15 protein-coding genes are annotated in these 18,973 nt (G+C 43.1%); 9 read left to right on the top strand and 6 right to left on the bottom strand.

Annotated elements, in window-relative coordinates; all coding sequences use genetic code 11:
• Nucleotides 1-621 precede the first annotated feature (621 nt).
• The 3 genes from V7K49_RS04410 to V7K49_RS04400 all read right to left on the bottom strand — a co-directional run bounded on the left by V7K49_RS04410 (nucleotide 622) and on the right by V7K49_RS04400 (nucleotide 5,662).
• Nucleotides 622-1,239, bottom strand: coding sequence for a Uma2 family endonuclease (locus V7K49_RS04410; protein ID WP_334867192.1), 618 nt, complete (start codon nucleotides 1,237-1,239; stop codon nucleotides 622-624).
• A gap of 50 nt (nucleotides 1,240-1,289) precedes the next feature.
• Nucleotides 1,290-3,746: an S-layer family protein gene (locus V7K49_RS04405; protein ID WP_335204658.1), complete on the bottom strand. Its 2,457-nt coding sequence runs from the start codon at nucleotides 3,744-3,746 to the stop codon at nucleotides 1,290-1,292.
• 140 nt (nucleotides 3,747-3,886) lie between these two features.
• Nucleotides 3,887-5,662, bottom strand: coding sequence for a ShlB/FhaC/HecB family hemolysin secretion/activation protein (locus V7K49_RS04400; RefSeq protein WP_335204657.1), 1,776 nt, complete (start codon nucleotides 5,660-5,662; stop codon nucleotides 3,887-3,889).
• 835 nt (nucleotides 5,663-6,497) lie between these two features.
• Between V7K49_RS04400 and V7K49_RS04395 the strand changes: the two genes are divergently transcribed.
• Nucleotides 6,498-6,968, top strand: a complete 471-nt coding sequence (locus tag V7K49_RS04395; RefSeq protein ID WP_335204656.1) for a GAF domain-containing protein — start codon at nucleotides 6,498-6,500, stop codon at nucleotides 6,966-6,968.
• Nucleotides 6,969-7,138: 170 nt separating this feature from the next.
• Here V7K49_RS04395 and V7K49_RS04390 read toward each other — a convergent pair whose 3' ends face one another.
• The 3 genes from V7K49_RS04390 to gyrA form a co-directional block, all read right to left on the bottom strand.
• On the bottom strand, nucleotides 7,139-8,425 hold the full coding sequence (locus V7K49_RS04390) for a hypothetical protein (protein WP_335204655.1): 1,287 nt from the start codon (nucleotides 8,423-8,425) through the stop codon (nucleotides 7,139-7,141).
• Between the two features lie 275 nt (nucleotides 8,426-8,700).
• Nucleotides 8,701-10,305 (bottom strand): apolipoprotein N-acyltransferase, encoded by a 1,605-nt coding sequence (gene lnt, locus V7K49_RS04385; protein ID WP_335204654.1) that lies wholly within the window; start codon nucleotides 10,303-10,305, stop codon nucleotides 8,701-8,703.
• Nucleotides 10,286-12,892 carry a DNA topoisomerase (ATP-hydrolyzing) subunit A gene (gene gyrA / locus V7K49_RS04380; RefSeq protein WP_335204653.1) on the bottom strand — a complete coding sequence of 869 codons (2,607 nt, stop codon included), beginning with the start codon at nucleotides 12,890-12,892 and terminating at the stop codon, nucleotides 10,286-10,288. The genes lnt and gyrA overlap by 20 nt, the downstream gene beginning before the upstream one ends.
• A gap of 529 nt (nucleotides 12,893-13,421) precedes the next feature.
• Between gyrA and V7K49_RS04375 the strand changes: the two genes are divergently transcribed.
• From V7K49_RS04375 to V7K49_RS04340, 8 genes are all read left to right on the top strand, one after another.
• Nucleotides 13,422-13,589 carry a hypothetical protein gene (locus V7K49_RS04375; RefSeq protein ID WP_335204652.1) on the top strand — a complete coding sequence of 56 codons (168 nt, stop codon included), beginning with the start codon at nucleotides 13,422-13,424 and terminating at the stop codon, nucleotides 13,587-13,589.
• 133 nt (nucleotides 13,590-13,722) lie between these two features.
• On the top strand, nucleotides 13,723-14,376 hold the full coding sequence (gene trmB / locus V7K49_RS04370) for a tRNA (guanosine(46)-N7)-methyltransferase TrmB (RefSeq protein WP_335204651.1): 654 nt from the start codon (nucleotides 13,723-13,725) through the stop codon (nucleotides 14,374-14,376).
• Nucleotides 14,377-15,105: 729 nt separating this feature from the next.
• Nucleotides 15,106-15,345: a hypothetical protein gene (locus V7K49_RS04365; RefSeq protein WP_334867210.1), complete on the top strand. Its 240-nt coding sequence runs from the start codon at nucleotides 15,106-15,108 to the stop codon at nucleotides 15,343-15,345.
• A 30-nt stretch (nucleotides 15,346-15,375) separates the two neighbouring features.
• Entirely contained in the window at nucleotides 15,376-15,813 is a 438-nt protein-coding gene (locus tag V7K49_RS04360) for a nitrogen fixation protein (RefSeq protein ID WP_335204650.1), read from the top strand.
• A gap of 66 nt (nucleotides 15,814-15,879) precedes the next feature.
• The gene (locus V7K49_RS04355; RefSeq protein WP_334867214.1) at nucleotides 15,880-16,215 is read left to right on the top strand and encodes a Nif11-like leader peptide family natural product precursor; all 336 of its coding nucleotides are present in this window, start codon (nucleotides 15,880-15,882) and stop codon (nucleotides 16,213-16,215) included.
• 94 nt (nucleotides 16,216-16,309) lie between these two features.
• Nucleotides 16,310-17,584 carry a nif11-class peptide radical SAM maturase 3 gene (locus V7K49_RS04350; RefSeq protein ID WP_335204649.1) on the top strand — a complete coding sequence of 425 codons (1,275 nt, stop codon included), beginning with the start codon at nucleotides 16,310-16,312 and terminating at the stop codon, nucleotides 17,582-17,584.
• Between the two features lies 1 nt (nucleotide 17,585).
• The gene (locus V7K49_RS04345) at nucleotides 17,586-17,786 is read left to right on the top strand and encodes a hypothetical protein (RefSeq protein ID WP_334867220.1); all 201 of its coding nucleotides are present in this window, start codon (nucleotides 17,586-17,588) and stop codon (nucleotides 17,784-17,786) included.
• 13 nt (nucleotides 17,787-17,799) lie between these two features.
• Entirely contained in the window at nucleotides 17,800-18,960 is a 1,161-nt protein-coding gene (locus V7K49_RS04340; protein WP_335204648.1) for a phosphotransferase family protein, read from the top strand.
• The last annotated feature ends 13 nt before the right edge of the window (nucleotides 18,961-18,973 follow it).

Raw genomic sequence — 18,973 nt, 5'->3', positions numbered from 1 at the left:
CAACCCCAAAATGGGTTATCTCTCAAATGTCACTCATCCCTGAATATTCCTACTCATTTCGAGTGAACGAATCGCACCCCCCACATTTATCCGTGCGTGTCAATCCAAAATCTAAAATCGTTCGACTGAGTTTAGCCTGAGCAGCGTCGTAAAGCCTGCGGCATAGCTTCGCTTAAGGCGCAGCCTCTCGTAGAGAAGGGCGTAGCCGAAGTCCAAAATCCAAAATTGGATGACTTTTATGTCTGGTTCGTCGGCGAAACCCTAAGCATTTCAATTGCATCCACTGTCAGTAGATCGAAAACTTTTGTAAGTTGACGAAATAATCAGGGTTTGAGCCGCCGTTTTGGGGCTGATGATCGCGATCACTGGCGCTGCACTCTTAATCCACCAACAACGCCCGTTCCTTGAAAAGCAGACTCTAACAGGATTGCGGCAAATTGTGTTCCTAAACTAAAATGAACGCCTGGTAAGGGTTCTGGAAAACTTTTCGGTCTACTGACTGTGGTTACAGAGATTCTTCCCCCAGTCCCTGCCCTTAAGATTTCGTGGCATAAGTCCTATACAAATCAAATAGGATTGCTATATTATCGGTAGTTCACTAGACTGTAGATAAAAAAGGCTCTATAAAGCACCATTAAAAATCTGATTAGCAGTCAGTTTCAACTCTGGAAAAATAGGGGATATAATTCGTTCATAATTCTTAAATTGGGCGACTTGATATTCTTCATCAACTAGATAATAAATAGAAATGGTTGGTTGTTTGGGATTACCAATAAATTTTCTTGCTCCCAAAGCTGCATAATCAATGATCCAATATTCAGGAATCTTCATTACTTCATAATTTCCTAATTTTGTGTAATAATCGTCTTCCCAGTTTGTACTCACAACCTCAATAATCAAAGGAATGGATTCACTTTGAGTCACGGTAGATGCTTTTTCCCACAATTCCTCGTTGTGTAAATTAGCATCGTTGATTAAAACCACATCCGGTGAATAACCCGATGATTTTCTCAGTGGTTTTACTAATGCTGTTTTGGGGATAAAGTATGGTAATTTCAAGCGTTTATATTCAACGGTAATTTCCCCTGCTACAAATCCGGTAACTTTTTCATGTTTTCCACTCGGCTGAGACATTTCAACAATTATCCCGTCGTGTAATTCGTAACGCTTCCCGGTGTTTTCCGGCAACCATTTGATAAATTCTTCAAAGGTCAATAGTTTGGGTAAAACTTCAGCCATATCAAAACCTCCGCTTATTTTGACTTTACCATTTCCAACGTTGGGACTGATTAGTTTGACACCGCAGCACAGGTTAAAGATGGTTGTACATGGGCTGGTTTAGCTGCAATTAACTCAATTTTCCCCTGTGCATTCCGTCGCCAAGAAGTAGCTTGGACGAGAATCTCTGGAGATTGGGGTATTTGTGCTTGTACCTTCTGGGTTTTCCGGTATGCAGAGATGTCGCGGATATCAGACCAAGTGCGATCGCTCGTCACTTGCTGATTGGGATTTTGCGGTACACCACCCCTTCCTGTTGCCACAAAGCGACTGCCTTGGTTTGTAGAACAACCAGTGGCTATTTGCTGCGCTGGATTAGTTATATTCGCTGGCAGTTGGACTAAACCAGAATTTGGATCGACACCAATGGTATTGACTTGCACATTACCATTTACACCCAACTGTGAACTTGCAGTAATATCATTGTCTGGTGTAAGTTGGTCACGAAATTTCAGACCAAAGATGCCTTGAGTAGTGATTTGAATATTACCACCACGACCTCGCACTGCGTTAGCAACAATATCGCTGTTTTCTAATCCGACAATGATCGGTGCATTGATATTGATATTACCCCCATTACCGTTACCACCAGCTGTTGAGGTAATCAGGCTATTGCCTCGTAGAAACAACAGGTTTTTGGTTTGTAAGGTAATATTGCCACCATTACCTGATTCTGTTTGGGCCTGGATAAAGCCTTTATTCTTTAATTGGATGGTATCTGCATTGATGTTAATATTGCCACCATTTCCACTGCCTTGATTGGTAACACTGACTGTCCCGCCATCCGTCAGCGTTAAGTTCGGTGTGGTAATGCTCACAGTACCTGCATTAGCTGTTAGCATATCTGGCAAACCGAATCGCTGCCGCAATGACGGATCGAGTCGGATGCTGGACGCATTAATGCTGCTATTATTTGTCTGACTTTGACCACTGATTGCGATCGATTCGGTAGCGTTGATGCTCAAATCTCCCCCATTACCTGCAAAAAATGCGGTGGTGGCAACTACTCCCCCATCCAGAATTTGCAATTTGGCAGTATCTAGCGTCAAGGTTTTGGCACTTCCGGTGGCAAATGTAGTTGAGGTAATGTTGCTGTAAAGTCCGGAGGGGCTTTCCCCGGTCACCGTGGTGTTGGTGTTGTGAATCGTCACTTTACCGCTAGAGCCACTACCAAAGGTAGCCGAAGACAGTGAGGCACCGCTTGATATTAGTAGACTATTACCATTGACGAAAACATCACCAGCATTCCCAGTGCCTAATGTACTAGTGTTAATTGTGGTAAGGTCAGCAGGATTAGTGAGTGAAAAGCCAGATAGTTCAATTGTGGTTGCATCGATGTGAATATTGCCACTGGGAGCTGCTCCAAAAGTTCTACTATTCAACCCCGCTCCCTGCTTGATGGTGAGCCTGGGAGTAATCACGCTGATATTCCCACTAGCTCCGATACCCAGAGCATCACTACGCACCCCGCTCTGAATTGTGCCATCAGCTGTTTTGCCAATCAGATCGATGGACTCGGTAGCTTGAAGGCGAATGTCACCACCAGGGAAATTGCCGAAATTTTGCGCCAGCACCAGAGAGCCATCGGTGAATTGAATTTGCTGACCCTGAACTTGCACAGAACCTGCATTCACCCCGCTGATATCTAATAGCGATCGCTGTGCCAGATGAATATCGCCAAAGCTTTGCACATTTCCATACCCCAATGTATAGCCCTGTACGGTTGGCATCAAGCTGACCACCCCTGAGCTACCCACACTGCCCAATTCTACTCGCCCTTGTTTGGCTCTCAGAGTTGCCCCATTCAAATGTAGGTTCCCACCCACTAAGGCTAGGGTTTTTCCAGGCTTTACCGACAGTTCTGTAGAACTGGGAAGCAGAGCCGATCCACTAGTCGTGGTAAAGGAGTGTCCTGTACCTTGAACCGTTATTGGTGCAGGATTGCTGCCCAGTTGCAGACCAACGGGAACATTGATACTCAACAACGGGGCGGCTTGAGAACCAATTGCGCTAAACTCAGCACCATCAGCAAATTTAATGCTGTTAGCAGTAGTGCCAATAAACGATCCGCCAATATTCAATTGAGCATTGACACCGAAAATAATCCCACTGGGATTGAGCAGAAACAGGCTGACGGGATTACTGCTGTTAATTGTTTGAATTACGCCGTCAATCTGGGAAATACTACCCCCAGTTACACGACTGAAAATGGTAGAGATATTGGGCGTGTTGATTAAATTAAAGGTGGCTGAACCACCGATGGGCACGGAAAACTCACGAAAGCTGTGAAACAGATTACTACCTGCGGCACTACCGTTAGTGATGGTGAAATTATTACCACTTTGGGAGACGGTGGTGTTGAGGGTGGCGTCGGGAGTCACCTGGGCATTGGCAAAGCCGCTCCAGAGGAGCATCCCAGCTGTCAATATTCCATTTACCAAACCCAAAGTAATAGAGGTCGTTTGCATTGTCCAGTTTCCATTTATACTTAATAATTAGGGTTCCCTAAATTGCTCTTAAGATTCACCGAAACAGTGCCAAGGAATGAGTGCTTCTTCAGGACTCATAACTCTCTCAGGACTCAGCACTACTGAAGTAGCTTGTTGGATTAAAAGGGTGAATAACCTATTGAGAAGTACAGCCCATTTTCCTGGAGCGATCGCTTTTCACCTTCGACTGATGTCAGAGGAATGCCCCAATCCAGACGGGCTGAGAAATTATTGCCCTGTTTCCACAACAGCCCTAACCCGGTACCAACCAACAGACTCGGCGATGGATTTCCGTCCTTGACATTCCAGCCTTTGCCCACGTCAATGAAGGGTGTCAGTTGCAGCACTCCGCCAATCTTGGGAGCACGAACAATGGGCAATCGAAATTCAGCCGACAACAACATGCCATTATCTGTAATTAATGAGTCTTGGCGATAGCCCCGCACACTTAGCTGTCCACCGAGGCCAAATTGCTCCAAGGGCACTAATGAATCTGCTGCTAGTTGAAAATCGCCCCTAGCTAAAAATAGAGTGTCCGGTGCTAACTGTCGCACCCACTGCGCCTGTCCCCGCCAAGCGAAAAAGCGGCTATCTGGTTCATCCTGACTGACATTCGCATCGAACCAATCTACACCAAAGCTAAATTGCGATCGCGCAGCAAATACATACTGGTTACTTCGCTGGGTATATTCTTGAAAAAAGCGCAGGGCAGAAATATTGGTTTTTCCGTTCGCATCCGCACCAGGTGACAGTTTATATGGCCCAATGTTATCAATACCCAACTCAGTTTGGCTTTCCTGACGTGAGAATGACAGCCCGATCGCCAACTCTTGGGTTGGCTTTTGCACCAATGGTTGGCGATAGCCCAATTCGTAAGACCGGGTGTTTGACTGAATATCAAGGACGCTGAATGGTTTTTCAATAACGCGGTTCCATCCCTGGTTAAAATCAAAGGATACAGTGCCATTGCGGGCATTAATCGGCAGTGTGTAATTGAGGTTGATTGTATTACTGCCATCGGTATTGGCGTATCCGACGCTGAGGGTGTCGCCCAAGCCCAGTAAATTGGCTTCTTGCAAATCTATTCCCCGGCGAAAACTGCCCACACTTGGCGATCGCCCATTATCTAGGGTTGCTATCAGCTTAAAGGTATCAGCTTCTTCAATCTCGACTTGCAATACATTAGTTCCTGGATGCACACCTGTTTGCAACTCGGCTGACAGGTTTTGAATCTGCGGATCGAGGCGGAGTAGTTGTAGTTTTTCTAGTAAATGCGGCACGTTCAAGGGTGTTTTGGCACCAAGTAGGATGCGATCGCGAATGTATTGGGTACGCAATCGCTTATTGCCGATAATCTTGATTTCTTGCAGACTACCTTCGATCACCTGAATTTTGATCACCCCAGCTTCTACTGTCTGCGGTACAATCAACGCCCCCGTGGTTACATAGCCATGATCAACATAGAGTTTCGTGATCGCATCTTTGACTTGCAACAACTTGATAAATGTCAGTTTCCGCCCAACAAAAGGAGCTGTGATAGCAGTCAACTGTTCTGGTTTGAAAACTGTACTGCCAACTACTTCAATGCGATCAACCTGAAATCTGGCATTAGGATCATCCTGTCCCGAAATTGGTTGCTCTGGTAGTTTTGGAGGAGGAAGTAATTGATTATTATCTGATGGCTGCGGCAATAGATCCGACCGTAAGGGTCTAACAGGAACATCTTCTAACCGATACATCTGAGGATCAGGAGTTTGGGCGTAGGCGTAGCCCGTCGTAGACATGGCATCCTGATAGTTGCATAATACTCCTGCTAGAACAAACGTCAGAGATTTTAGCCTAACGAGAAAATTTAGAGATGTGTTTAGTGTTTGTGTAGGTCTGATGATAACCATGCTTTATCCATATTTTATTAATTTCTTGCATTTGAAAAAGTGAATGTCAACTTTATAACTACATATAAAAAAAGTGAATGCCAGTTTTTAACCATGTGGCAAGTAAAGATAAATTTTTACCAACATAGTAGGAGTACGCCAAATATTGACAGTCTACATCCTGCCTTCTCCACTTCATAAAGCACAACTATGGATAAAGCGTGTGCTTGCTATTACTTAAGCAAGTAGATTTTTTATACTTATTAGTTTATATAGCTTTGGTTCAGAATTATTTAAATTACGTTATAAAGTAAGTATTTATCAGTCAATTTACTTAAAATAAGAGTAAATTAATGAACTCCATAATCAGTGAAAATAATAAAAGCAACAGCAGTATTTTAATCAATTAAATTAAAAATAGTACTAAAATTTTCCAAGAAATACGTAGAATTGTTTAAAGGAGTTAATATTACTTTGTGACGCTTTGAGATAAGATTATTTTTGTCATAAATATTTATACTGAGATAAAAAGCAATAATGAGTATTTAAATATAATTTATACTGAGTTGGCATAGTAAGAATAAATGATGCTTTTTAATATAATGCGTAGATTAAAGATAAATGTGAGCAGTGATTGTCTCCGTAAATACCTGGATACAAATTTGTCGTTTGCCCTTGGCGTCTCCCATAGAGAAGAGGGGTGAAATGAGCAACCGTACAGAAAGTTATGCTAATGCTGAAACACCTACTACACAGCTAATCTTAGGGTGACACTCTACCGGATACCTGTCTACTTTGGCTACTTTTGACTTTGCCAACAGCATCAATTGTCCATTTGACCCCATTTCACACCAATATGACTTCAGATACCAAACCCATTTTTGATACCCTGGCTGACGAAGGGTCTGCCATCGACTGGAACGGGCTGCTGACCGAAATCCTGGCCGCTTTCGACTGCTCTACAGGTACCATCCATACCCTCGATCAGGACAGCCAGTTATTGCACCTAAAGGCTTACCAGGGCATTCCGGAATTCCTGTTGCCTAAAATGACGGTAATTCCTATCGGCAAAGGGATGGCCGGTGTCGCCGCCGAACGCAAGCGACCCGTACAGACTTGCAACCTGCAAACCGACGAATTAGGAGTGGCCAGACCCTCGGCAAAAGAAACCAAGGTAAAAGGCTCGATCACGGTGCCGCTTATGCTCAATGGCCGATTGCATGGCACCTTGGGCATTGCCAAGCCGGTTTCCTACGAATTTACTCCGAAAGAGGAAGAGACACTGATGGAGATTGGAGAGGACATTAGCCGGAAAATCGTCAGTTAACAGGAGTAGCTAAACGGGTGCCTGGTTTATTTTTTATTACCAAGAATCAAGTCAGATTCCTCTATAGCAATCCTATCTGATTTGTGAAAATTCACAGTGTCGAGATCCCCGACTTCGTAAAAGTTGTCGGGGATCTAACTTTTGACGAATGATTTAGGATTCCTCTAGCTTTACTTTTGACTGGTTCCTAAAGAACTTTGAACTCCATCATTATCAATTGCACTATAACCTTCACTACTCATCAACCCCAACCAAGGGTCAGAATTAGGAGTTAAAAACAATTCGGCGTAGACTTTTTCATTCAATGAATTCACTTCATTTGTCCCATTTCCTTGAATAAACCATTGATGAATCTGGCTATGCAGCATATATTCATTTCTCGCAGTATCCAAAGCCATTGCTGCTTCAAAATTACTTACTACACGCTGCAAACTCTCAGCATTTCCTTTTTGGAAACGTTTAGAACTAATTAACGCAATGCTATTTTTATCTAACTTCGCATCACTTCTATAGAGTTGAGCAATGCGCTGCCATGTCGCTTCATCAGTAATTTTTTGTAAAGATGTTGGATTATTTATAGTAGGAGATATATTCCGTAGCATCGGAGTTTCTGTTGCCATTTTAGTCACTGCAATCATTCCTGCAACTGGAGCGCTGGGTGGTTCATTGCTCAAAGTAAGCATTTCTACCAAACGTGGTGGATTTTGGATGTCTAGTTTTGCTAAATCTGCATTCCATTGCTGTTGAATTGATGCTAAACGTTGACGATGGTAATCACGTAAAAAGTTTTGCCTTGCTGTACCTTGGCGTCTGGTATACTCTTTAATTGCTTTTTCACCATCAACTAACTGTCGCAGAAAAGCTTGAGGGCCATATAACCCCGGTATTGCATCAACAGGATGACCATAACTATCTAAGATATAGTGAATGCTATTGCCTGTAATTGTGCGTTCTAGCTTGCGTCCGTCACCAAAATCTACAGTTACTTTCGGGGCTGAACGCACAGACTGCCAGTGTAAAATATAGTTTTGCCGCAGGTATTTAGATATTTCTGTGTTAGGATACAAGGCGACACGGAAAAAGCGGCTGTTAGCGCAACTTAAATCTTGGTCTAGTCTTCCCAACAATCGTAACGAGAGAATAGGTTTATTACTTGCTTGATCTGCGGCTTTTGCTTGTTCTAAATCAGTGTACCAGTAAAGTTTTGAGGCGTGGCAATCTTTTTGTTGGCAAAGTGTATCTAAAGCTTGATGCATTTGAGATGAGGGATTATCGAGTTCTGTTGCATGGATGTTAAGAAACTTTTCTAATCCATCTAGACCTTGAGCACGGAGTTGAATGGCTTGTTGTAAAAGCTGTGGAGGTTTTGTTGCGGATATTTGAGTACAGGTTGCGATCACAAAGCCTGCACCAACAATAGTAGCGGTAATCGTAGATGTAATAAGCTTTGACATCATACTCAAATTAATTAAAATACTATTGATTTCATGACATATTTTATGCCACCAGAAGTTCCCATTGCGTATTTATATTTAGCCGATGAAAGGCTGATATTAAGACCGCAGGCGGAAAAAAGTTTTATGATTTTTGCACAGATGCTTCCAATAGTAATTAATGAGCCATACTTGATATTATTTGCCTAAAGTCAAAAATAAAGGTAAAGAGGAGAAATACATTAGCTGATTAAACTGTAAATAACAGTAAATACAACTTAGGATGACGTAGTTAATTACTAATTACTTATTTTATTTGGATCGCTAAATTGAGTTACCAGCCAAGCTCCTCCAGAGCATATCAACAACAAAGGTGTTAACCAATCATCCCAACGCACATATAAAGTTTGTGTCTGTCGGCGATAAATTGTATCAGCATGAGTTTCGTAGGTATTATATCCAGATATCCACAAGGTTCTGCCGTGAGGATCTACAAAGGCTGAATATCCTGTATTTGTTGCCCGTGCTGACCATCTATCAGTTTCAATTGCCCGCATGATATCCTGTGCATGGTGCTGGAATGGCATGGATGCAGTGTAATGGGCATCGTTAGAAGAACTGAGGATAAATTGCCCACCCGCAGCAGCTTGACGGCGAAATTGTTCACCAAAAGCAGATTCATAACATATACTAGCGATCGCCCGACCAAAAGGAGTGTCAAATACCTGATTTGCTGAACCCGGAACTTGGTGTGCATCCAGAGGTGATAAGCGTTGGATTATCCCGCCTAAAATTCCTTCAAAGGGAATATATTCTCCCAAAGGCACTAGTTTGGCTTTATCATAGCGGCTGACAATTTCACCCTTACTGTTGAAAGTAAACAAGCTAATTGTATAACTGTCTCCCCGTTCGCCAAAAGCCCCAATCCAAGCAACTACCCCTTTTTTCTTCACTGCTGCGACTAAGGCAGTTTCCATCAAGTTGCGCTGGAAAATGGGTAAGGCTCCTTCTGGGGTGAGGACTGCATCTACACCTTGGTCTGCTAAAGTTAGATACCCATTGGTATAGTTTTCTTGAGCGCGACGAAACCCTTCGGAACTTCGTAAAAGTCGGTTCGGGATGTTACCCTGAACAATCCCCACTTTCAAGGCTGCTTCTAGGGGTTGGGCGATGGGACGGCTATATAAAATAAAACCAATCAGGTGTAAGGTTATTAATAGTCCTGTGGCGATAACCCAATATTTATTAACCAACCGCAGAGGCGCAGAGGACACAGAGGAAATCTTGGCGGACTTGGCCTGTTGGCGGTTCGTCCATCCTTCAGCAATTAAGCCATTCACAGCAACTATTGCTGCTGTCACAGTATTAGGCCCAGAGAGTTGGCCCAGATGTAAAATCACGAGATTGTGCGGACTTTGGGTGTAAGCAAGAGAACTCCACCACAGAGGTCCAGCACTCCATAGACTTTCTAAGGCGCACCAGACTGCTGTACCAATTAATATACGTAGCCACGATTTTTGTCCACCCAGGCGAACCATTACAGCCGCCCAAATAGCAACGAATACCCCTCCCAATACACTGATAAATCCCCAACAAAAAAGGGTAATTGCCAAACTTGGCAACCAAGGAACACCCAACCATGTCATCGGATGAATTCCCGTAATCCAAAATAAGGCGACACCGTGATAACCGATACCCCAGAGGAAAGCCGGGGGGAATTGGTTTTTGCTTTTGGCTGAAGTGACAACTAGCACCCATAAAGGGACTATGGCAATCCAAGCCAATAACCATGCACCTACTGGGGCTACGGTTAGCCCCATTAAAATGCCGCTGGCTAAGGCAATCAAGTAAGGGAGTAAGGCGGTTAACCTCTCCCCCTGCTTTTTATTCTGCTTCTTCTGCATCGACAGCATCAGGTGGAACTATTGCCACTCCGGTAATGGCATCATCTTCGTCTAAACGCTGTACTCTGACTCCAGTTGCCGATCGCGATTGGATAGAAATCGCATTCACCGCTTGCCGGATGATAATACCGCGATTTGTCACCATCATAATTTCATCATCATCATTGTTGACAATGCGTAGGGTTGCCAACTTGTCTTTGGTTTTGCGGTTTTTGAACTTGGTTGCCATTAAACCCTGACCAGCACGATTTTGCAGGCGGAATTGGGCAACTGGTACACGCTTACCATATCCTCCCATTGTAATTACCAAGACCCAAGGGCCAACAATGCCACTGCTAGGCACTTCTGCGGACTCTTCATTAATTTCGGTAATTTCGATATCTTCTGTTTCGATTGTTTCGATATCTTCAATTTCGGTTTCTGTAACTATATCCAAAGTTTCAAGAATTGCTGCAGGGAGAATATCCATACCCACCAGTTCATCTTTGTTTTTGAGTTTCATGGCTTTCACCCCACGAGTTGCCCTACTTAAAGGACGTAGTTGTTCGTGGTTGCACCGGAAGTTAATCGCCATGCCGTTACGAGAACCAATGATTACACTGTCCTCTACTCTAGCGCGTCGCACCCAGCGGAGTTGGTCGCCTTCTTCTAAAGAAATGGCAATCAAGCCATTGGCGCGAATGTGACTAAAGGCTGCCAATTCGGTTTTCTTGATATTGCCGCCCTTGGTGAGCATGACCAGATATTCTTCATTGCTAAACTCGTCAACAGGTACAATCGAGGTAATTTTTTCCTCTTTGGGAATGGGTAGCATTTGGACAATTGGTGTCCCGCGACTGGTACGCGAACTCGCTGGAATTTGATACGCCCTCAGGCAATAAACGACACCACGCTCACTAAAGAATAAAATACTGTCGTGATCGCAGCAAGTCAAGAAATGCTCAATGGTATCATCATCTTTCACCTTGGCTGCGGCTTTACCTCTGGTAGCACGGCTTTGCGCCTCAAAGGTGTTAACTGGCATCCGTTTGATGTAGCCTTGCTCTGTAACCAAAATTATTGCTTTTTCATTGGCAATTAGGTCACGATCATCTAATTCCCCTTCCCCTGGTAAAATCACCGTGCGGCGGGGTGTGGCAAAGCTAGTTTTCAGTTGCCCGACTTCAGTTTCGATGATTTCCAGCACTCTCTCCCGGCGGGCCAAAATATCTTGTAAGTCGGTAATTTTCGCTTGTAATTCTTCGTGTTCCAGACGAATTTTGTCTGCTTCTAAGGCAGTCAACCGCCGTAATTGCATCTGCAAAATCGCATCTGCTTGCACTTCCGAAAGTCCGTAAGTTGTGATCAACTCACCTTTGGCTGTGGGCGCATCGGGGGCATGGCGAATCAAGACAATAATCGGATCTAACTGGGACAGGGCAATCAATAACCCTTGGAGGAGATGATCGCGTTCTTCGGCTTTCCGTAGTTCGTAACGGGTGCGTCTGGCAATGGATTCGATGCGGAAATCCAAAAAGACGCTTAAGAACTGCTTGAGGGTGAGTACCTGGGGTTCGCTATTCACCAACGCCAGCATGTTCGCCCCAAAGTTGGCTTGCAGTGGTGTTTGCTTGTAGAGGTTGTTCAGAACGACGCGGGGATAAGCATCACGCTTGAGTTCGATGACAATTCTCATCCCGTCGCGATCGCTTTCATCACGGATATCTGCAATCCCCTCTAGCCGCTTTTCATTCACCATTTCGGCGATTTTTTCAATCAGCGCCGCTTTATTGGTTTGATAGGGCAATTCGGTGATGATAATTGCTTCTCTATCTGGGCGTCCCCGCTGTTCAACGGTTTCAATGTTAGCTACACCACGCATGGTGATCGAACCACGCCCAGTGGTGTAAGCTTCTCGAATGGCAGATGTCCCCAAAATCTGCGCCCCAGTCGGAAAGTCTGGGCCGTGGACATACTGCATTAATTCGAGATCGGTGATTTCTGGATTGTGGATTACAGCCACCAAAGCATCAATTAATTCGCCCAAATTGTGCGGCGGAATGTTGGTTGCCATGCCCACGGCAATCCCAGAGGAACCGTTGAGCAACAACTGGGGAATCCGCGCCGGTAGCACTGTTGGTTCTTGCTGGGAACCGTCGAAGTTATCGGCAAAATCTACAGTTTCTAATTCGATGTCGTGCAGTAGACCGGCACTAGTTAAAGCTTGCAAGCGGCATTCTGTGTATCGCATTGCCGCCGGCGGATCGTTGTCTACCGAACCAAAGTTACCATGTCCGTTAACTAAGGGCGATCGCATGGAAAAATCCTGCGCCATCCGCACCAAGGCATCATACACTGCCGTGTCGCCGTGGGGGTGATATTTACCCAACACTTCCCCCACTACACGGGCGCATTTCTTAAACGGGCGATCGTGGAGCAGACCTAGCTCGTGCATTGCGTAGAGAATGCGACGATGCACAGGTTTTAGACCATCCCTGGCATCTGGCAACGCCCGACCCACTATCACGCTCATGGCGTATTCCAGATAAGACTGCGACATTTCGGTTCGCAAGTCTATCGGGATAATCCTCTCCTGTGAGGTTGTCATAACCTAAAAATCTCCAAAAATCGTAGATTTTAGCTTTTTTATTCAATAAAGCGCAAAATTATTCTAAATTGCTCTTGAATAATTGCCAGAATTTGATACAATCCTAGCATATATAATGCCTTTTTTTGCCTGAATAACTAACCTAAATATCTAGTTAATAAAGGGTATAATAAATCACAATATAGAGGCTCTTGGCTAGTTAAAGGCTTTATAAGCTCTTACTTTTATAACCGTTATTTAGCAAAAATTCTGAGGATCTGATGACTTTCCAACAACTAGAAATAGGTGACTACTTTCGGATACCTGGTATGAGTGACCGTTGCGTATATAGAAAGGCTAACAGTTCACATTGCAGCCTAAACGCTTTATTACAGCCAATCCGAGCAGAAATAAAAGTTACACCGCTTACTTTTGCAGAGATTACTAACTATTTTGCGCTCAAGCAAGAATTCCTTCAAAGTCTCAGGCGATAAAGGTTTTACGTTTTTCTTAACACTCAAGCAGAAGTTGGTTTTTTTTCGATGAGGCGATGCCTACAGTGGTCACTGGACTTGTACTGAGCATCTCGGCTTTTCTACGAGACGCTACGCGAACGCTCGATGGAGCCGCAGTCGAAGTAGCTTTGTCGTACCTCTACGGGGTCTTGCTAGCAAGAGCATCTCGTAGAGAAGTGCGGCAAGCTACGCTTCCTGATTGAGTACAATTTCAAGCGTTTGTGACAGTTCATCAATCGAAAAGGAGTTTTACAGTTAGGACATTTTTGTTAACAAACGCAACTGATGGCTCACGCCCAATACCACAGGATATTTTAACGTAAAGGAGAGCAAATTTTGGCAGCAGTCCGAGTCCGCCAGCATGTTAATCCACTTGGTAAAAAGTATCAAACACCAGCAAGTCCCCTTGACTGGGAAAAAATTTATGCAAAGCCAAATCAACCACTACATTTAGATATTGGCTGCGCTAAGGGACAGTTTTTGATGAATATGGCCAAGATAGAACCAAACTGGAATTATCTAGGCTTAGAAATTCGGGAACCGCTGGTGGGGGAGGCGAATAAGTTGCGTTTTGAGTTAGGTTTAACAAATCTGCATTACTTGTTTTGCAATGTGAATAACTCACTGCATTCACTTTTATCTTCCCTCCCTCCAGGAAGTTTACAACGCGTTACAATTCAATTCCCCGATCCTTGGTTTAAAACCCGCCATGCTAAACGTCGTGTAGTCCAACCAGAATTAGTGGCAGACTTAGCCAGTTATCTTGCGGTTGGTTCGGTTGTATTTCTGCAATCAGATATGGAATTTGTCGCTGTGGAAATGCGCGATCGCTTTGCTGCTCACCCAGCTTATCAGAAAATGGGTGCTGGAGAATGGCTAGCTGAAAATCCGCTACTAGTGCCCACAGAACGGGAAACAAGCGTCCTATCGCGAGGTGAACCTGTTTATCGGGCTTTATTTGTCAGGCGAGAAATTGTGAATGAGGAGTAGTAACAGCGCGATCATGTAGCACCACAAACGCCAAGTTTGACTTGGTTTTGTAGAGATTGCATGATGGAGGCAGAAGGCACAAATGCAAACAACATTAGCTTTTTGTATCTTTTTATTACTAACCCTTGTTAATTATCGAGATTTGCTTGTTGTTAGAGATTGCCTATCAACCAGCAAACAGCAAACTTTTCGTGACATAAATGTTTTAGTTAATAGTAAAAACTTCTTAAAATATTCAATTTGAATTGGTATACCAGAGTTTATATAGGACTCATATTTGATTTTGGAAATACACGTAGTGCGTTATGCCTCTGGCTAACGCACTATCCCAAGGTTTTGGTACCGTATTCTCGGCGATAACACACCCTACAGATGAATGGCACTTACTAAATCGCTGGATTTAGATCCCCGACTTCTTGAAGAAGTCGGGGATCTAGGCGGCAACTTTTGCTTAAGCAAGTACCATTCCACCCTATATATATTTAGATTTTTTCACGCAATCAAATCGGATTGCTATAGTTTGAGTAGCTCTTACATACCCTTACAAAAAATAGGGATAACAAAAAATTTTAATTTTTTAGTGACATAAAAGTTACATCTTTATCTCATTTATAATTCTTACAATTGAGTTAAGTAGTTTTTTATTTTCATAAAATAAGGAGATATTAGGCAATTAAACTGCTTAGTATTTCAGCCTAAAAATCGTCGAAAGTTAACAGGAAAATGAACATGGAAAGGAAAGAAAGAAAGTATAACGGTCAAATTGAAATTAACGATTTGATTGATGATGCAGTAAAAAATGCGGTGGCACGACGGAACCAAGGTTTAGATTCAGAAAATGCTTTGTCTGACGAAGAAGCAAAAAACGTTGCAGGTGGAATATCAGCATTAGTGGTTCCCACAATAGTTGGTAAGTTTCCTATTATTACTTTAGGAATTGTAGCAAATCCTACTCTAGCTGAGTCTTAATAAATATTCTCTCCACTAGAGGCTCAATTCATGGAAGACATTGTTGTGGATAAAACTACACTTTGCCCCAGTGCTAGACCAAAATCTGAGGATAGTGTGGTTTTCGGAATCATCAGTGGAACAGTTGCAGAACCCCGTGTAGCTTATCTTAAACAACCCATACTTATCACTGATGAACTAATAGCAAAAGCTAGTCCAATTACACCTGCTGAAATTTTTCGGACGGCGGCACCTTGCGCTATTAAGGGTTGTCAGCATTTTGATGGCAACGATTGTCGTCTAGCAATGCGAATTATAGAAAAGTTACCTGCAATAGTAGAAGAATTACCTCCCTGTTCTATACGCCGAGATTGTCGGTGGTGGCAGCAGGAAGGCAAAGCAGCTTGTATGCGTTGTCCGCAAGTTATTACAGATAACTACAACGCATCTGAGCTAGCAGTTAAGGTGGCGACACCAACATCTGATTAGAACAAATCAAAGCTCAATCTTTTTCAAAAAACTTATTGCAATAAAAATCTTCACAAGGAGAAGATAATGTCGCTAGAAAATGTTCAAGCCTTTTATGCAAAGCTAGCAAATGACGAAGCTTTCCGCACTCAAATTAAAGGAGTTACAAGTAATGACGAATGTAGCCAATTTGTTCAAGGTGCTGGCTACGATTTTACCCAAGAAGAGTTTGAAGAATATACAACTCAATTGTTAGAATCAACTGCTGACGAAGGTGAACTCAGAGATTTAAATGAAAAAGAATTAGAAGCCGTTTTTGGAGGATTTGTTGGGAAATTCTTTTTCCCTTGGTGTCCACCTATTCATAAGCCACCTATTGTTCAGCCTCTGTATGGGGTGATTCTGTCGCCAAGTACAAGTTAAGGAACCTCCATTGCTGACAATTACAGTTTAGGTTTCTGAGGACGGATGTATCTCCATCCGTCCCTTCACAGATGACTTAATTGAGGATATTTAAATGACCTATCGCCGAATTAGTTATGCAGTTTGGGAAATTACATTAAAATGCAATCTAGCTTGCCAGCACTGCGGTTCTCGTGCTGGTCATACAAGGGCGAACGAACTTTCTACAGCAGAAGCCCTTGACTTAGTCAGACAAATGGCGGAAGTAGGAATCACTGAAGTAACCATAATTGGTGGTGAAGCGTTTCTGCGTCCTGACTGGCTAGAGATTGCTCAAGCAATTACCAAAGCTGGGATGCTTTGCGGTATGACCACTGGAGGTTATGGTATCACTCTGGAGACAGCACGCCGGATGAAGGCAGCGGGAATTAGCGTGGTATCCATCTCAGTTGATGGTTTAGAAGCAACTCACGATCGCCTCCGTGGTAGACAAGGCTCTTGGCAATGGGCGTTTAAGACTATGAGCAATCTCAAGGAAGCAGGTATTCGCTTCGGCTGCAACACTCAAATCAATCGTCTTTCCGCACCAGAATTTCCTCGTATTTACGAGCATCTGCGCGACGCCGGAATCTTCGCTTGGCAAATTCAGTTGACTGTACCGATGGGAAATGCAGCAGATAATAGTGAGATTCTGCTGCAACCTTATGAATTACTAAATGTATATCCCATGATTGCTCGTGTTGCTCAACAGGCAAAGCGCGAAGGAGTGCAGGTACAACCGGGAAATAATATCGGCTATTACGGCCCCTATGAGCGACTGTTACGGGGAGGAGATGCTTGGTCGTTTTGGCAGGGATGTAGTGCTGGATTGTCTACTTTAGGCATTGAAGCTGATGGTGCGATTAAAGGTTGTCCCTCACTGCCTACTACCGCCTACACTGGAGGCAACATCCGCGACTATTCACTGCGGACAATTATTGAAGAAACTGAGGAATTGCGGTTTAATTTGGGGGCTGGTACTCCCAAAGGAACAGAACATTTGTGGGGTTTCTGCAAGTCTTGCGAATTTGCTGAACTATGTCGTGGTGGTTGCAGTTGGACTGCTCACGTTTTCTTTGATAAGAGAGGTAACAATCCTTATTGTCATCATCGCGCCCTCACTCAGGAAAAAGGCGGTATTCGAGAGCGGGTATATCTCCAGCGTCGTGCAGATGGGAATCCCTTTGATAATGGCGAGTTTGCTCTGATTGAAGAACCGATTAATGCTCCTTGGCCAGAAAACGATCCACTTCATTTTACTAGCGATCGCATTCAATGGCCAGAAGGTTGGGAAGAAGAACCAGAGTTAGTTCCATCCTTAGTTAGTTCTAAATCTCATTCAGATAAATAATATGTCAAGTGATTTTATCCCTCCACAAGATACAACTATTACCCATATTGACCAATCTCAGAGTCAGGTAGAGCCTCTACAAACCCTGTTACCTCGTTCAGCTTGGAATAGTCAGTTAGATTATTTGCGACTGATTTTTAGAGCTAAGAAGGCTTTAGACCGAATTGAGAAGGAAGCTGGTATTTTTAAAAGTTACAACTAATTGATTAAAACCTATGACATTTATCTTAAATTCCCAGAGTGTTTTTGATTATTTACTTGAAAAAGGATTATGTAATCAATCCGAGCAACCACCTATTAAGATAGAAGCAGTTGCAGCTAAAAACTTTAATTTATTAGTTACTTTGTCAAGCGATCGCAAACTTCTTGTTAAACAAGAACGACACAATCAGGAAGGGAAAGCGGCTGGTAAATTTTTAAGTGAGTGGCGAATTCAAGAGTTTTTACAACGATTTCCACACCTTGGCAACTACCGCTCATTTTTACCAGAGGTGCTGCATTTTGATAGAGAAAATTCCATTATTGTTTTCAGATATTTGGATGATTATTGGGATTTAATGGATTTTTATACCAAGGAAAAAAGCTTTTCTACAGAAATCGCTACGGCAATTGGTAATATTTTAGGGACTATCCATCGTGATACTTTCAACCGCCAAGAATATCAGGAATTCTTTTCTAAAAATTCAGATAATTTCATGGCTGATCAAGTATCACATTTAGTTCGGAGATTAGAACGGGTTGAACCGGAAATTTTTGGTCTAGTTCCTGGCGATGGGTTAAAGTTTTTTGCTTTATATCAACGTTATGACAGTTTGGGGCAGGCGATCGCCCAATTGGGTAATGCTGTAACACCCTCTTGTCTCACCCACAATGATTTGAAACTAAATAATATTCTCCTATACAAAGATTGGCAGGATTCCAGTAATAATATTGTGCGGCTAATTGATTGGGAACGCTCGACTTGGGGAGATCCAGCTTTTGATTTGGGAACACTTATTGGCAGCTATGTACAAATCTGGCTTGCTAGCTTGATTATCAGTAATTCTTTGAGTATTGAAGAGTCTCTACGCTTGGCAATAACACCTTTAGAACTACTTCAGCCTTCAATTGGTACATTAACCCAAGCTTATTTAAACACTTTTCCAGAAATTCTAGAACACCACCCTGATTTCTTGCAGCGGGTGGTACAATTTACCGGTTTTGCTTTGATTCAACAGATTCAGGCGATGATTCAATATCAAAAATCTTTTGGCAATATGGGGATTGCTATGCTTCAGGTTGCTAAGACCTTATTAAGCCGTCCTGTACAATCGATGCCAACAATTTTTGGTGCTGCTGCTGTTGAGTTCAATCATCTGAGTAATTCTGCTGTTTAAATCATTTTCTTAT

Origin of the sequence: Nostoc sp., assembly GCF_036919675.1 — a bacterium.
Lineage (GTDB): Bacteria > Cyanobacteriota > Cyanobacteriia > Cyanobacteriales > Nostocaceae > Nostoc.
Note: the sequence above shows the minus strand (reverse complement) of the source record. Positions and strands in the feature narration are given on the sequence as shown.